The sequence below is a fragment of the Streptomyces montanus genome (genome assembly GCF_005786655.1).
Classification (GTDB): domain Bacteria; phylum Actinomycetota; class Actinomycetes; order Streptomycetales; family Streptomycetaceae; genus Streptomyces; species Streptomyces sporangiiformans.
Window position 1 is genome coordinate 1 of record NZ_VBZC01000045.1, and the last position, 14,265, is coordinate 14,265.

Consider the following 14,265-nt stretch of genomic DNA (forward strand, 5'->3'; position numbering starts at 1 on the left):
CACCTGGGGCCACGCCCGGAGCGCCCGGCCCCTGGGCGGGGCCCGAGACGCCTGGGGCGCCCGCCGGAGCGGGGCAGGGCGGCGCCCCCGCGCTGGGTGGTTCACCACCGCAGCGGGCCTCGTACACGCCCACGACCGCGGCCCCGGCGCCGCACACGCCCCAGACTCCCCACACCGCGCAGACGCCGCACACTCCGGGCGCCCCATCGGGGGCGGACTCCTGGCAGGGGTCCGGCTCCCGGAGTCGGTATGAGCCAGCGAATCCGTACGCGAGTGATCCGTTCCCGCCCTATGCGGGTGCTGGTTCCGCTGCCTCCTACGCGGGTGGCCCGCCGGGGCAGTCCGGTTCCGACGGCGGGTCTCCCGGGGGCGGGGGCGGGGCCGGCGGCGACGGTCCTCTCGGCGGGCGGCGCCGTAAGTTCCCCGCTTGGGCGGTCGTCGCGATCGTCGTCGCCGTCGTGCTGGCGGTCGGCGGCGGCGCGTGGGCGGTCGTCGGGCTCGGCGGTGACGACGACAAGAAGGCGAAGTCCGGTGGGGAGAAGTCGGCTTCGCCGAGCAAGCCGGAGCCCTCTCCGACAGCGACGGGACCGGTGTATCCGTACGGCGAACGGGTCGGCCTCACCGATCCGTTGAAGGCCGGGGACTGTGTGAAGGCGGTCTGGTCGGGGGCGCCGTTCACGTCGGAGCCGAACCTGGGCGTCGTGGACTGCGGGGAGGACTGGCCGGACGGTCAGGTCGTGGCCGTCGACACGGCGACCGACTACGCCGACGCTCGCGCCGAGGGCGCGAGGCGCTGCGAGCGGCAGGCCCAGGCGACCGCCGACGCCCTGCCCGACGCGGGTGTCTACGCCGTGACGCCGACGAAGCAGGGGTTCGGTACGGCCGAGGGCGGTACGGCATGTCTGGTACTCGGACGGCATGCCGCGATCGGAGGTGAAGTGGGGCGCTTCCGGGACGGGGGGACGGAGTTGTGGGTCGGCCAGATGAGCATCGGCGACTGCTGGATCTACAACGAGCAGAAGGACGGCTACAAGGCCCCGCTGACCGACTGCGCCAAGCCGCACACCGATCAGGTGATAGGCGTCGTCCGGGCCCCGGCGAACATGGACCACAAGAAGGGCGTCGACAACGCGAACAAGCTCTGCGGCAACAAATTCGAGTCGACTTGGGCGCCCGGCCCGGATCGCACGGTCTACGGCTGGGTGGCGGACAAGGACGACTGGAACGACGGATTCAGCAAGGCGGTGTGCACCGTGAGCCGCACCGACGGTGAGAAGACGAGCGGGAAGATATCGACGCCCGGCACGGTGTGACCGGCTGTGTCCGATGGTGTGGTCACTTGTGGTCACAGCGCCGGCCGCGGGGGCCCTGGGGCCCCAGGGGGCGCTGATGTTCGTTGGAGCCGTTGGAGCCGTTGGAGGCGTTGGGTATCGCTGGGACCCAGGGGGCTTTGGAGGCCAGAGGGGCCCTGGAGGCACGCCCCGGGGGCACCCTGGCGGGGCGGGTACGCCCCGAATTCACCGTGGGTTCGCGTTCTGGCCTCCTGGAGGTGTCAGCCTCCCGTCCTTGGGCACCCCAAAGCGGAGGGAACGAACCATGGAGAGCGGACCGGCGATCTTTACGGGAGCGGTGTTCGCCCTGTTCGGAGCCGGACTGCTGGTGTGGACCGTGGCCCGGCTGCGGCACGGCGGACCCGTTGCCGACGGGGTGAGTCCGGTCGCCTCGGCGATGGTCGCGAGCTTCGCCGGGACGTCCGCGCTCCTCCTCGCGGTGTGGTGCTTCACCCGCGTCTGAGAAGACAGGGTTGCCGGCGCGACCGAAGACCGGGTTCCCGTGTGACCGAAGACCGGATCCCGATGTGACTCCGGTCTCCGGAGGATCGGCCTCCGGTCACTGGAGCGGACGCCTCCGGTCTCCGGAGCGCCGGACTCGACTGCTCCGGAGTGTCGGCTTCCGGCAGGCGGGAGTTGTCGTCTCGGGCCGGTCGGCCGGCCGGATCGTCCGCCGTCGCCATCTTGCCGTTCGGTAATTGATAGGTAACCCTCCGGATGGGGTCGAAGTGGCTGGTCGACACTCCGGGCGGCAGGAATGGCGGGAGTCGGGTTACCGTTCGAGTGGCCGTTGCGAGCTTTTCCCGTTTGACACGGGGGCGGGCTGTACCGTCACACTCCGCAGCGTCAGCATGACCCGACCCCTGGGACCAAGGCCCGGGGCGAGACCCCCTGCGTCGACCGGAGAGAAGAGCGAAGTTGTCCCCGACCAGCGAGACCGCACACGGCGGCCGCCGACTCGTCATCGTCGAGTCGCCTGCCAAGGCGAAGACGATCAAGGGCTACCTCGGCCCCGGCTACGTCGTCGAAGCGAGCGTCGGGCACATCCGCGACCTCCCGAACGGCGCCGCGGAGGTCCCCGAGAAGTACACGGGCGAGGTCCGTCGCCTCGGCGTGGACGTCGAGCACGACTTCCAGCCCATCTATGTCGTGAACGCCGACAAACGCGCGCAGGTCAAGAAGCTCAAGGACCTCCTGCGCGACTCCGACGAGCTCTTCCTCGCCACCGATGAGGACCGCGAGGGCGAGGCCATCGCGTGGCACCTCCAGGAGGTGCTCAAGCCCAAGGTCCCGGTCAAGCGGATGGTCTTCCACGAGATCACCAAGGCCGCGATCCAGGCCGCCGTCGCCAACCCGCGCGAGCTCAACCAGAAGCTCGTCGACGCCCAGGAGACCCGCCGCATCCTCGACCGCCTCTACGGCTACGAGGTGTCGCCGGTCCTGTGGAAGAAGGTCATGCCGCGTCTGTCGGCCGGCCGTGTCCAGTCCGTGGCGACCCGGCTGGTCGTCGAGCGGGAGCGCGAGCGCATCGCCTTCCGCTCGGCCGAGTACTGGGATCTGACGGGCACCTTCGGCACGGGCCGTGCCGGCGACCCGAGCGACCCGTCCTCCCTGGTCGCACGCCTGACGACGGTCGACGGCAGGCGCGTCGCCCAGGGGCGCGACTTCAACTCGCTCGGGCAGCTGAAGAGCGCGAACACACTGCACCTCGACGAGGCGAACGCCCGCGCGCTCGCCGCCGCCCTGGAGCACACGAACTTCTCCGTACGGTCCGTCGAGTCGAAGCCGTATCGCCGCTCGCCGTACGCGCCGTTCCGTACGACGACCCTGCAGCAGGAGGCCTCGCGCAAGCTCGGCTTCGGTGCGAAGGCCACGATGCAGGTGGCGCAGAAGCTGTACGAGAACGGCTTCATCACCTACATGCGTACGGACTCCACGACCCTCTCGGACACGGCGGTCGCCGCCGCCCGAGCGCAGGTCACGCAGCTGTACGGCGCCGACTACCTGCCGGACCGGCCGCGGACGTACGCCGGGAAGGTCAAGAACGCGCAGGAGGCGCACGAGGCGATCCGCCCCTCCGGCGACCGCTTCCGCACACCCGCCGAGACCGGACTGACCGGCGACCAGTTCAAGCTCTACGAGCTGATCTGGAAGCGGACAGTCGCCTCCCAGATGAAGGACGCGACCGGGAACTCCGTCACGGTGAAGATCGGTGGCACGGCCTCCGACGGCCGCGACGCCGAGTTCAGCGCGTCCGGCAAGACCATCACCTTCCACGGCTTCCTGAAGGCGTACGTCGAGGGCGCGGACGACCCGAACGCCGAGCTCGACGACCGTGAGCGCCGGCTGCCGCAGGTCAGCCAGGGCGACGCGCTGTCCGCCGACGAGATCTCGGTCGACGGCCACGCCACCAAGCCCCCGGCCCGCTACACCGAGGCCAGCCTCGTCAAGGAGCTCGAAGAGCGCGAGATCGGCCGCCCGTCGACGTACGCGTCGATCATCGGGACCATCCTCGACCGCGGTTACGTGTTCAAGAAGGGCACGGCCCTGGTGCCGTCCTTCCTGTCCTTCGCCGTGGTCAACCTTCTGGAGAAGCACTTCGGCCGGCTCGTCGACTACAGCTTCACCGCCAAGATGGAGGACGACCTCGACCGCATCGCGCGGGGCGAGGCGCAGTCCGTGCCGTGGCTGAAGCGGTTCTACTTCGGCGAGACCGCACCCGACAGCGGCTCCGCCACGGCCAACGGCGTCGGCACCGCGGCCGAGGCGGGCAACGGCGATGGGGACCATCTCGGCGGCCTCAAGGAGCTCGTCACCGACCTGGGCGCGATCGACGCGCGCGAGGTGTCGTCGTTCCCCGTGGGCAGCGGCATCGTGCTGCGCGTCGGGCGCTACGGCCCCTACGTCGAGCGCGGTGAGAAGGACTCCGAGATCCACCAGCGCGCGGACGTCCCGGACGATCTGGCTCCGGACGAGCTGTCGGTGGAGTACGCGGAGGAGCTGCTCGCCAAGCCGAGCGGCGACTTCGAGCTGGGCGCCGACCCGGTCACCGGCCACCAGATCGTCGCCAAGGACGGGCGCTACGGGCCGTATGTCACCGAGGTGCTCCCCGAGGGCACCCCGAAGACCGGCAAGAACGCGGTCAAGCCGCGTACGGCCTCGCTCTTCAAGTCGATGTCCCTGGACACGGTGACCCTGGAGGACGCGCTCAAGCTGATGTCGCTGCCGCGCGTCGTCGGCAAGGATGCCGAAGGCGTGGAGATCACCGCGCAGAACGGGCGCTACGGGCCGTACCTGAAGAAGGGCACCGACTCGCGCTCGCTCCAGTCCGAGGAGCAGCTCTTCACGATCACGCTGGAAGAGGCGCTGGAGATCTACTCCCAGCCCAAGCAGCGTGGCCGCGCCGCCGCCAAGCCGCCGCTGAAGGAGCTCGGCGAGGACCCGGTCAGCGGGAAGCCGGTCGTCGTCAAGGACGGGCGCTTCGGGCCGTACGTCACCGACGGCGAGACCAACGCGACCCTCCGGTCCGGCGACAGCGTCGAGACGATCACTCCGGAGCGGGGCTTCGAGCTGCTCGCGGAGAAGCGGGCGAAGGGGCCCGCCAAGAAGACGACGAAGAAGGCTGTGGCCAAGAAGACGGCCACCAAGAAGGCCCCTGCCAAGAAGACAGCCGCCAAGAAGACGGCGGCTTCGAAGACGGCCGCGAAGAAGGCTCCCGCCAAGAAGGCAGCCGCCAAGAAGACCGGGGCTTCGGAGGGCTGAGCTCGCGCCTTCGGGCCGCGGTGGGCCTTCGCGCCCGCGGTGGTCGCGCCTTTGCGCCGCGGAGATCGTGCATCGACGCCGCAGCGATCGTGCATCGATCGCCGCGGCGTTCGTGCGTTCGTGCGTTCGCGCCGCGGCGCTCGGGCCTTCGCGCCGACGGACAGTCGTCCGGCACGGAGGCGCGGCGACACCTCCGGAGGCTTTGCGTCCGTATGTACGGCGCCCCTCGGAGGCCTCGCGTCCGCATGTGTCGGGCTCCTTTTCGGGGTGTCAGCGCCTGCCGATAGGCTGATTGCATGACGCGAGCCGAGCAGCCTACGGCCCAGACAGCGGCCCCCGACGAAGCCCTGGTCGCAGACTCCCGGGAGCGCGCCGTTCGCGCCCTGCTGCGTCGGCCGCAGCTGAAGCGGTTGTGGAGCGCGCAGTTGGTGGGCGATGTCGGCGACGCCCTCGCGTTGCTCGTCCTGGTCGTCCTGGCCTTCCAGGCCGCGATCGCCGAAGCTTCCTTCGGCGGTGGCTACCGAGGAGTGGCGCTCGCCGTCGCGGCGGTCTTCGGGACGCGCATTCTGGCGACCCTGCTCTTCGGGGCCGTGCTCCTGGGACCGCTCACCTCTCTCACCTCCCCGGACGGGCCGCTCGACCGCCGCTGGACCATGGTGGTCGCGGACGGCCTGCGGGTCGCGCTGCTGATCATCGCGCCCCTGTGGATCGACTGGACGCCCGAGGACGCGCTGGCCGTGATCCTGGTGACCGCGTTCGTGACCGGGGTCGCCGAGCGCTTCTGGACGGTGTGCCGCGAGAGCGCGGCGCCCGCGCTGCTCCCCCCGCCGCCCCCGGAGGGCGCGTCGGTCCGCCCGCTGCCGGACCACATGGACGCGCTGCGTCGCCTGTCGCTGCGTACGGGATTCGTGGCGGTGCCCCTCGCGGCTGCCGCGCTCGTCCTGGCCGGACTCGTCAACAACTTGCTGGGTGCCGGACTGACCTGGTTCGACCAGCACCAGGCGGCGCTCGCGTCGTACGTCTGCGCGGGCCTGTTCGCCGCGTCCCTGTCGGTACTCACGTTCCTCGAACTGCCCGACGCGCGCACCCCCCGCGCGCGGTCGCCGCTCGAAGGCCTGCGCCGCCCCAAGACCGGCACCGGCGTCGACAAGGGGCGCACCGGCGCGATTCCGCTGCTGGTCTTCGCCTGCGCGGCCGTCGGCGGGGCGGTCGCGGCCGCCGTCGCCGTCGCCGTGCTGCACGCCAAGGACCTGGGCGGCGGGCCGGTGACGTACGGGCTGCTCGTGCTCGCGCTGACCGGCGGCACCGTCGCCGGGATCCGTACGGCACCCTCCCTGCTGCCGTCCCTGTCGCGGCGCCGGCTGCTCGCCCTGGCGATCGCCTTCACCGGGGTCGCACTGCTCGCCGCCGGGCTCGTCCCGGACGTCGCCACGGTGATCCTGATCGTGGCGCTCGCCGGCGTCGGCGCGGGCATCGCCGCGAACACCGGGCACACGCTGCTCGACCAGGAGACCGAGGACGACCGGCGGGCGCGGACGACGGAGCATCTGCACGCGGTCGTACGGGTCTACGTCGCCCTGGGCGCCGTGGTGGGCCCCGTGGTGGCGTCGGCCATCGGGCGGCACCGGCTGGAGAGCGGCAAGTTCGTGTTCGCGCACGGCGGCGCCGCCTTCACCCTGATGCTCGTCGGCGCTCTGCTGCTGCCGGTCGCCGCGCTGGTGCTGGCCAAGATCGACGACCGTTCCGGGGTGCCGCTGCGCCATGACCTGAGGGACGCGCTGCGAGGCGGGGACGACCCCGTGCAGGCGCCCGCCACCGCCGGCTTCTTCATCGCTCTGGAGGGTGGCGACGGGGCCGGGAAGTCGACGCAGGCCGAGGCACTCGCGGAGTGGATCCGGGCCAAGGGGCACGAGGTCGTGCTCACGCGCGAGCCGGGCGCCACCCCCGTCGGAAAGCGGCTGCGGTCGATCCTGCTGGACGTGTCCTCGGCCGGCCTGTCGCACCGGGCCGAGGCGCTGCTGTACGCCGCCGACCGCGCCGAGCACGTGGACACCGTGGTGCGGCCCGCGCTGGAGCGGGGCGCGGTCGTGATCTCGGACCGGTACATCGACTCCTCGGTGGCGTACCAGGGAGCGGGTCGTGACCTCTCCCCGACCGAGATCGCTCGCATCAACCGCTGGGCGACGAACGGGCTCGTACCGCATCTGACGGTGCTGCTCGACGTGTCGCCGGAAGCCGCCCGCGAGCGGTTCACGGAGGCACCGGACCGGCTGGAGTCGGAGCCCGCCGAGTTCCACGCGCGCGTGCGGTCCGGTTTTCTGACGCTCGCGGCCGCCGACCCCACGCGCTACCTGGTGGTCGACGCCGGGCAGGAGCCCGAGTCGGTCACCACCGTCATCCGGCATCGGCTCGACATGCTGCTGCCGCTCTCCGAGGCCGAGGTGAAGGCCCAGGAGGAGGCCCGTAAGGCGGCCGAGGAGGAGGCGCGGCGGCGCGCCGAGGAAGAGGCCGCCCGCAAGGCCGAGGAGGAGCGCCTGGAGCGCGAGCGCCAGGAGCAGCTCGCCCGGCTGCGGGCGGAGGAAGAGGAGCGCAAGAAGCGCGAGCTGGAGGAGGCACAGCGGCGCGAGGCCGAGCGGCAGGCCGAGGAAGCCCGGCAGCGGGCGGAAGAGGCACGGCGGCGCGCCGAGGAGGAGCGAGCGCGGCGGCTCGCCGAGGAGCAGGCGCGCGCGGCCGAGCAGGAGCGTCTGCGCAAGCAGGCCGCCGAGGAGGCGCGGCTCCGCGCGGAGGCGGAGGAGCGCCGCCTGGAGAAGCAGCGGAAGGCCGAGGAGGCGCTGGTGCGGGCCGAGGAGGCCCGCAGGGCGGCGGCCGCGGCTTCGGCGGCTGCGACGGCGGCGGCCGCGGGGTCCCCCTCTGTCGGTACGGAGGGTTCCGGATCCCCAGCCGCTGCGCGCGACGACGAGTCTGCGGCCACGCCGGACAACGAGACCACGGTGCCGACGCCCGTCGTGACCCCGAAGAACGCGCCGGCGAACTCGCCCGCGGACTCGCCCGCGGGAGCGAACGACGAGACCACCGTGCTGCCTCCCGTGAAGCCCCAGGGCGCCGGCCCGGACGCCGAGGAAACGGCCGTGCTGCCGCAGCCTCCGGAGCCGCAGGGGGCCGCCGATGAGACGGCCGTCCTTCCTCCCGTACGAGAGGACCAAGCCGCACGGGAGGACCGTGGGGGCGAGCGGAGGAGCGGCTCGGCGGACGACCGGGTGCCCCCGGGGTACTTCCGGGACGAGCCGCCGAGGCCCGACGGCTCCGACGCCCGCACCCGTGAGCTGCCCCAGTTCGACGCCGAGGACGGCTCCCACCGACGTTCACGTTCGGACTGGGCGGAGGAGACCCCGCTCGACGATCTTCCGTCGCTGGCGGACGAGCTGCTGGGCCCGCGCGAGGACGAGGGCTGGGACGAGGGGCGCGGGCGCCGCCGGGGACGCTGACGTACGGCGTCGGCGCGCACGCTGCTGGGATCTGATCGATCCGCCTGGCGCCGCCGTACCCACGACGCCGGCTGCCGTGCCTCCCGTGCCTGCGTTGTCAGTCCCCTCCCGCACAATGGGACGCGGCAGGGCACGTGCGCGACGGAAGGCGGCAACCGGATGCCCGTATGGGACGACCTGGTGGGGCAGGAGAAGGTGAGCGCGCAGCTCGAAGCCGCCGCCCGGGACGCCGACGCCCTGGTCACGGCGGTGGCCGCCGGCACCCCGCTCCCCGAGGCGTCGAAGATGACGCACGCCTGGCTGTTCACGGGCCCGCCGGGCTCGGGCCGCTCCACCGCGGCAAGGGCCTTCGCGGCGGCCCTGCACTGCGTGAGCCCCGACCGCGCCCTCGGCGGAGTCCCCGGCTGCGGGTTCTGCGACGGCTGCCACACGAGTCTGATCGGCACCCACGCCGACGTGGAGATCGTCCGCACCGATCTGCTCTCCATCGGCGTCAAGGAGACCCGCGACCTGGTCCGCCGCGCCCAGATGTCCCCGGCCGGCGGCCGCTGGCAGGTCATCGTCTTGGAAGACGCCGACCGCCTCACGGAGGGCGCGGGCAACGTACTGCTGAAGGCCGTCGAGGAACCCGCCCCCCGCACGGTCTGGCTCCTGTGCGCGCCCTCCATCGAGGATGTACTGCCCACCATCCGCTCCCGCTGCCGCCACCTCACGCTCCGGACGCCACCCGTGGCCGCAGTCGCCGACGTCCTCGTACGCCGCGACGGCATCGAGCCGGACGTGGCGGCCGTCGCCGCCCGCGCCACCCAGGGCCACATCGGCCGTGCTCGCCGCCTGGCCACGGACGCGCGCGCCCGCGAGCGCCGCGCGGCGGTCCTCAAGCTCCCGCTCCGCATCGACGACGTCGGCGGCTGCCTCAAGGCGGCCCAGGAGCTGATCGACGCGGCCGCCGAGGACGCCAAGCAGATGGCCGAGGAGATCGACGCCAAGGAGACCGAGGAGCTGAAGGCGGCGCTCGGCGCGGCCCAGGGTGGCCGCATGCCGCGCGGCACCGCGGGTGTGGTGAAGGAGCTGGAGGACAAGCAGAAGCGCCGCAGAACGCGTACGCAGCGCGACACCCTGGACCTCGCCCTGATCGACCTCACCGCCTTCTACCGCGATGTCCTCGCCCTCCAGCTCGGCACCAGCGTCGCCCTCGCCAACACCGAGATGCAGGACACGCTGGAGCGCCTCGCGCGAGCGGCGTCCCCCGAAGCCACGCTGCGCCGCATAGACGCGATCGCCGCCTGCCGCGAGGCCCTCGACCGCAATGTGGCGCCGCTGCTGGCGGTGGAGGCGATGACGATGGCGTTGCGGGCGGGGTGAGCGGGGGCGGTACTGGCGGGACGCCGTGCGGCAGGTTGCCGTGGGGCGAGGTCCCTGGCGCCAGGGCGCCGTGCCCTGGCGCACCCCGTCCAGCAGATTTGACGAGGTCACTCATATGAGTCGCGCCAGCAACTCTCAGTGATATCGCGATCGCGCAGAGTTACTCTCGCAGGATGCACACCAGGCGCCAGCTCAGGCCAACTCCGGGCCGGTCAATCCGGGCCCGGTCCATCCGTTCCCACCGGTCCTCCCTCCGTGCGTGCGGCGCGCTGCTCGCGACCGCCGGACTGCTCATCTCGGCCTGCTCCGCGGGGGGTTGGGCCAGCTCCGCCGGCCCGGCAGGGGCCTCGGCACTTGCCGCGCTGCCCAAGGCCATCCCGTCGGCACTCGCTCCGTACTACGGACAGAAGCTGAACTGGCGCGGCTGCGGCGTCCCCGACTTCCAGTGCGCCACGCTGAAGGCGCCGCTCGACTACGCCAAGCCGGCCTCCGGCGACATCAGTCTGGCCGTCGCCCGCAAGAAGGCGACGGGCCCGGGCAAGAGGCTGGGTTCGCTGCTGGTCAACCCGGGCGGCCCGGGCGGTTCGGCCGTCGGCTACCTCCAGTCGCACGCGGCCATTGGCTACCCGGCGGAAGTCCGCGCCCGCTACGACATGGTCGCCCTCGACCCGCGCGGCGTCGCCGGCAGCGAGCCGGTCGAATGCCTCACCGGCCGCGAGATGGACACGTACACCCAGACCGACATCACCCCCGACAACGCGCGGGAGAAGGGCGAACTGGTCGACGCGTACAAGGAGTTCGCGGAGGGCTGCGGGCAGCGCTCGGCCAAGCTGCTGCGCCATGTGTCCACGGTCGAGGCGGCCCGCGACATGGACGTCCTGCGGGCCGTGCTGGGGGACAGGAAGCTGACGTACGTCGGCGCCTCGTACGGCACGTTCCTGGGCGCCACATACGCAGGGCTGTTCCCGGACCGGGCGGGACGCCTGGTCCTGGACGGTGCGATGGACCCGTCGCTGACCGCCCGCAGGACGAACGAGGACCAGACGGCCGGATTCGAGACAGCCTTCCAGGCTTTCGCCAAGGACTGCGTACGCCAGTCCGACTGCCCTCTGGGCGGCCCGGGTACGACTCCGAAGCGGGTCGGCAAGAACCTGAAGGCCTTCTTCCGGCGACTCGACGCCTCGCCCATCGACGCGGGCGACGCCGACGGCCGCAAGCTCGGGGAGGCACTGGCGACGACCGGCGTCATCGCCGCGATGTACGACGAGGAGGCCTGGCCGCAGCTGCGCGAGGCTCTCACCATGGCCATGAAGTACGAGGACGGGGCGGGCCTGCTCGTCCTCTCCGACAGCTACTACGAGCGCGGCGCCGACGGACAGTACGAGAACCTGATGTTCGCGAACGCGGCGGTGAACTGCCTGGACCTGCCGGCGGCCTTTGCCTCTCCCGAGGCGGTCGAGGAAGCCCTGCCCTCCTTCGAGAAGGCCTCCCCGGTCTTCGGCAAGGGCCTCGCCTGGGTTTCCCTGAACTGCGCGTACTGGCCCGTGATGCCGGCCGGTGAACCCCACCGCATCGAGGCGAAGGGCGCCGCCCCCATCGTCGTGGTCGGCACCACCCGTGACCCCGCCACCCCCTACCCCTGGGCCCGGTCCCTCGCCGCCCAGCTCTCCTCCGCCACCCTCCTCACCTACAACGGCGACGGCCACACCGCCTACGGCCGCGGCAGCACCTGCATCGACTCCACGATCAACCGCTACCTCCTGCAGGGCACCCCGCCGGCCAAGGGAAAACGCTGCTCAGCAGCCTGATCGCCAGGACGACCGGGGGTGCCCCCAGGCCACGTACGGAGCACCCCCGGAAACTGTGTAGACTTACCGACGTTGCCGATCGCACCATAGTGCGGACAGCACGCCGCCTTAGCTCAGATGGCCAGAGCAACGCACTCGTAATGCGTAGGTCTCGGGTTCGAATCCCGAAGGCGGCTCCATCCGAGACCAGGTCAGATGCCCTCTGACCTGGTCTTTTGTGTTTAGCTCCTGGTGGTTGGTCAGATTGCGGGGTGGCCGTCGGGGAAGAGGCGCGCAAGGGGTGCGCATCGGGGTCTGCAGACCTGGGCCTGTGACCTGGGCTTTTGCGGGAGACGGTGATTTCGCTGCTCTGGTCTCGTGGAAGTCGGTGTGTCGGTGGCTGGGCTTTGTGGTCAAAACGGGGCGAACGGACAGCCGCGCACCGGATTCGGGCTGTGAGAAGTCATGAGTGCAGAGTTATCTCCCCGGCTGTGGACACCTGACCCGTCTCCCCGTGAAGATTCGGAGGTCAGGAGCTTCTGTCGGGTTTCCACAAGTGCTCGAGCTGAACTCGGGGCCGGGCTGTCTCATCGTCTGGCAGCCGCACTGCGCAGGGCGTCGCACAAATGAGCCGGCGCCGTTGGCCGGGCCGTAGGCGCAGCGTTCAACTTCGGCTTGATGCAGTCGCGTTAGCCACGCTGACTCTGGTCCCTGATCCGCAACCACGTAAGATCACGTCGCCCGATCCGATAGTGACAGGAGGCCGAACACCCATGTCGGATCAGCGTGTTGTGATCGTGACCGGGGGAGGAACGGGAATCGGTGCGGCAACCGCGCGGCTGCTTCGGGCGGCCGGGCACGATGTTGTCGTCTCCGGGCGACGACCGGAGCCTTTGCAACGCGTCGCAACGGAAACCGGAGCCTTGGCCTGCCCGGCTGATACCGCAGACCCGGACGCTGTTCTTCACCTCGTCGAAACTGCGGTCGCGCGATTCGGTCGACTCGATGGGTTGGTCGTCAATGCGGGAGTGGGACGCAGCGGGAGTGTCGGGGAACTGTCCGATGAGGACTGGGAGGCGGTGCTTCGTACCAATCTCACCGGCCCCTTCCTTCTGATGCGGGCGGCATTGCCGCACTTGCTCCGGGCCCGGGGATCTGTCGTCGCGGTCGCTTCGGTTGCTGCCCTGCGCAACGGGATGGGCAATGCCGCCTACGCCACCTCCAAGGCGGCACTGCTGCAGTTGTGCCGGTCGCTGTCTGTGGACTACGGGCCTCAGGGCTTGCGGGCCAACACCGTCTGCCCCAGTTGGGTGCGCACGGAGATGGCCGACCGCCGCATGGCCCGGTTCGCCGAGGACGCTGGCCTGGCCTCCGCTGGGGTCGACGGAGCATATGAGGAGGCCACCCGGCTGCTGCCGGCACGCCGCCCCGGGGAGCCTCGTGAGGTGGCCGAGGCCATCGCCTGGCTGCTGTCGCCGGCTGCGTCCTTCGTCAACGGCGCTGTACTGACCGTGGACGGGGGCGTGACTGCGCTGGATCCCGGCCATGTTCCATTTGATTTCCGCATCACCCGGCGCGACAACGAGGGTTGATCCCTTCTGCTGGGTCGCCAGTCGGTCTCGCGCCGACCACCGCGGTCCACGGGGCGGGCTTGAGGTCCACGGCGGTGGAGGAACAGCGGGCCGCTCAAGGCCGGTAGGTGCTCAGAACTCCGTGCCAGAGGCGGCCTTTCTCCGTCGGCCGCCTGCTCGATCGGCGGGACGTCCGGCAGCGCCGACTTCTCCTCGCCGCGGAAGGTGAAGGTCTTGGCGTCGCCCTCGCCGTCGGTGTCCACGACCGCGATGTGACCGGGGCGCAGCTCGCCGAAGAGGATCTTCTCCGACAGGCTGTCCTCGATCTCGCGCTGGATCGTGCGGCGCAACGGCCGGGCGCCCATGACGGGGTCGTAGCCCCCTCCGCGAGCAGTTCCTTGGCGGATCGGGCGAGCTCGATGCCCCATGTCCGGGTCCTTCAGGCGCTCGTCCACCCTGCTGATCACCAGGTCGACGATCCGCAGGGGTGAGCGCGATTGGCCTGTGCCCTGAGTGGCTGTTCCGCGAGTTCACGCCCGACGAGGTCGCGGGCGCAGCGGCCCGGGGGATCACAGGCCTTGAGGGCAGGAGCATCCATGGTCATCACCGAGTTTGACGCCGCAGATGAGGCGACTCGGACCACCTCGGCGTCGAGGTCGAGAGCACTGAGGCTGTTTGTGCCGCCACTGCCCACCTGGGCGAGGTTGGCCTGGCCACGGCGGAGGAGAACGACGCCACTCGCAAGACCGACGCCAACACCGTGGCCAAGCGGAGGGCCGCACCTGCTGCACCCGCGAGGTCGAGGCTCCTCGGAGTCGGAGGCGAGGACGGTGACTGGTCCCGGGGCTGAGGAGGAGTTCGAGGCGGCGTGCGGGCTGTTGGTCGCCCGCCTGGTCCGGTGGTCCGGGGAGCAGGGTCTGCCGGTGGACGGGTTCATGGCCGAGGCAGCGCTGGATTACCGGCA

General features: G+C 71.2%; 6 protein-coding genes, 1 tRNA gene and 3 pseudogenes. 9 read left to right on the top strand and 1 reads right to left on the bottom strand.

What is annotated here, in order from left to right; genetic code table 11:
• The 8 genes and pseudogenes from FE633_RS32420 to FE633_RS32455 all read left to right on the top strand — a co-directional run.
• Positions 1-1,313, top strand: a pseudogene (locus FE633_RS32420) (septum formation family protein); the annotation flags it as partial.
• Between the two features lie 283 nt (positions 1,314-1,596).
• Positions 1,597-1,794 carry a hypothetical protein gene (locus FE633_RS32425; RefSeq protein ID WP_138048754.1) on the top strand — a complete coding sequence of 66 codons (198 nt, stop codon included), beginning with the start codon at positions 1,597-1,599 and terminating at the stop codon, positions 1,792-1,794.
• 455 nt (positions 1,795-2,249) lie between these two features.
• On the top strand, positions 2,250-5,093 hold the full coding sequence (gene topA, locus FE633_RS32430) for a type I DNA topoisomerase (protein WP_138048755.1): 2,844 nt from the start codon (positions 2,250-2,252) through the stop codon (positions 5,091-5,093).
• A 296-nt stretch (positions 5,094-5,389) separates the two neighbouring features.
• Positions 5,390-8,578 (top strand): dTMP kinase, encoded by a 3,189-nt coding sequence (gene tmk, locus FE633_RS32435; protein ID WP_138048756.1) that lies wholly within the window; start codon positions 5,390-5,392, stop codon positions 8,576-8,578.
• A gap of 159 nt (positions 8,579-8,737) precedes the next feature.
• Positions 8,738-9,943, top strand: a complete 1,206-nt coding sequence (locus FE633_RS32440) for a DNA polymerase III subunit delta' (RefSeq protein WP_138048757.1) — start codon at positions 8,738-8,740, stop codon at positions 9,941-9,943.
• A gap of 173 nt (positions 9,944-10,116) precedes the next feature.
• Entirely contained in the window at positions 10,117-11,751 is a 1,635-nt protein-coding gene (locus FE633_RS32445) for an alpha/beta hydrolase (protein WP_138048758.1), read from the top strand.
• Between the two features lie 102 nt (positions 11,752-11,853).
• A tRNA-Thr gene (locus FE633_RS32450) sits at positions 11,854-11,930 on the top strand.
• A gap of 573 nt (positions 11,931-12,503) precedes the next feature.
• A complete protein-coding gene (locus FE633_RS32455; RefSeq protein WP_138048759.1) occupies positions 12,504-13,322 on the top strand; it encodes an SDR family NAD(P)-dependent oxidoreductase in 819 nt (272 codons plus the stop codon).
• Between the two features lie 260 nt (positions 13,323-13,582).
• Here FE633_RS32455 and FE633_RS49880 read toward each other — a convergent pair.
• Positions 13,583-13,786, bottom strand: a pseudogene (locus tag FE633_RS49880) (hypothetical protein); the annotation flags it as partial.
• 152 nt (positions 13,787-13,938) lie between these two features.
• Between FE633_RS49880 and FE633_RS49885 the strand changes: the two are divergent.
• A pseudogene (locus tag FE633_RS49885) lies at positions 13,939-14,151 on the top strand (glyoxalase/bleomycin resistance/dioxygenase family protein); the annotation flags it as partial.
• Positions 14,152-14,265 lie beyond the last annotated feature (114 nt).

Excerpts from the sequence above, each read along its gene's own strand:
- FE633_RS32425 (WP_138048754.1), top strand. The coding sequence starts at position 1,597 with ATGGAGAGCGGACCGGCGATCTTTACGGGAGCGGTGTTCGCCCTGTTC.
- tmk (WP_138048756.1), top strand. The coding sequence starts at position 5,390 with ATGACGCGAGCCGAGCAGCCTACGGCCCAGACAGCGGCCCCCGACGAA.
- FE633_RS32440 (WP_138048757.1), top strand. The coding sequence starts at position 8,738 with ATGCCCGTATGGGACGACCTGGTGGGGCAGGAGAAGGTGAGCGCGCAG.
- FE633_RS32445 (WP_138048758.1), top strand. The coding sequence starts at position 10,117 with ATGCACACCAGGCGCCAGCTCAGGCCAACTCCGGGCCGGTCAATCCGG.
- FE633_RS32455 (WP_138048759.1), top strand. The coding sequence starts at position 12,504 with ATGTCGGATCAGCGTGTTGTGATCGTGACCGGGGGAGGAACGGGAATC.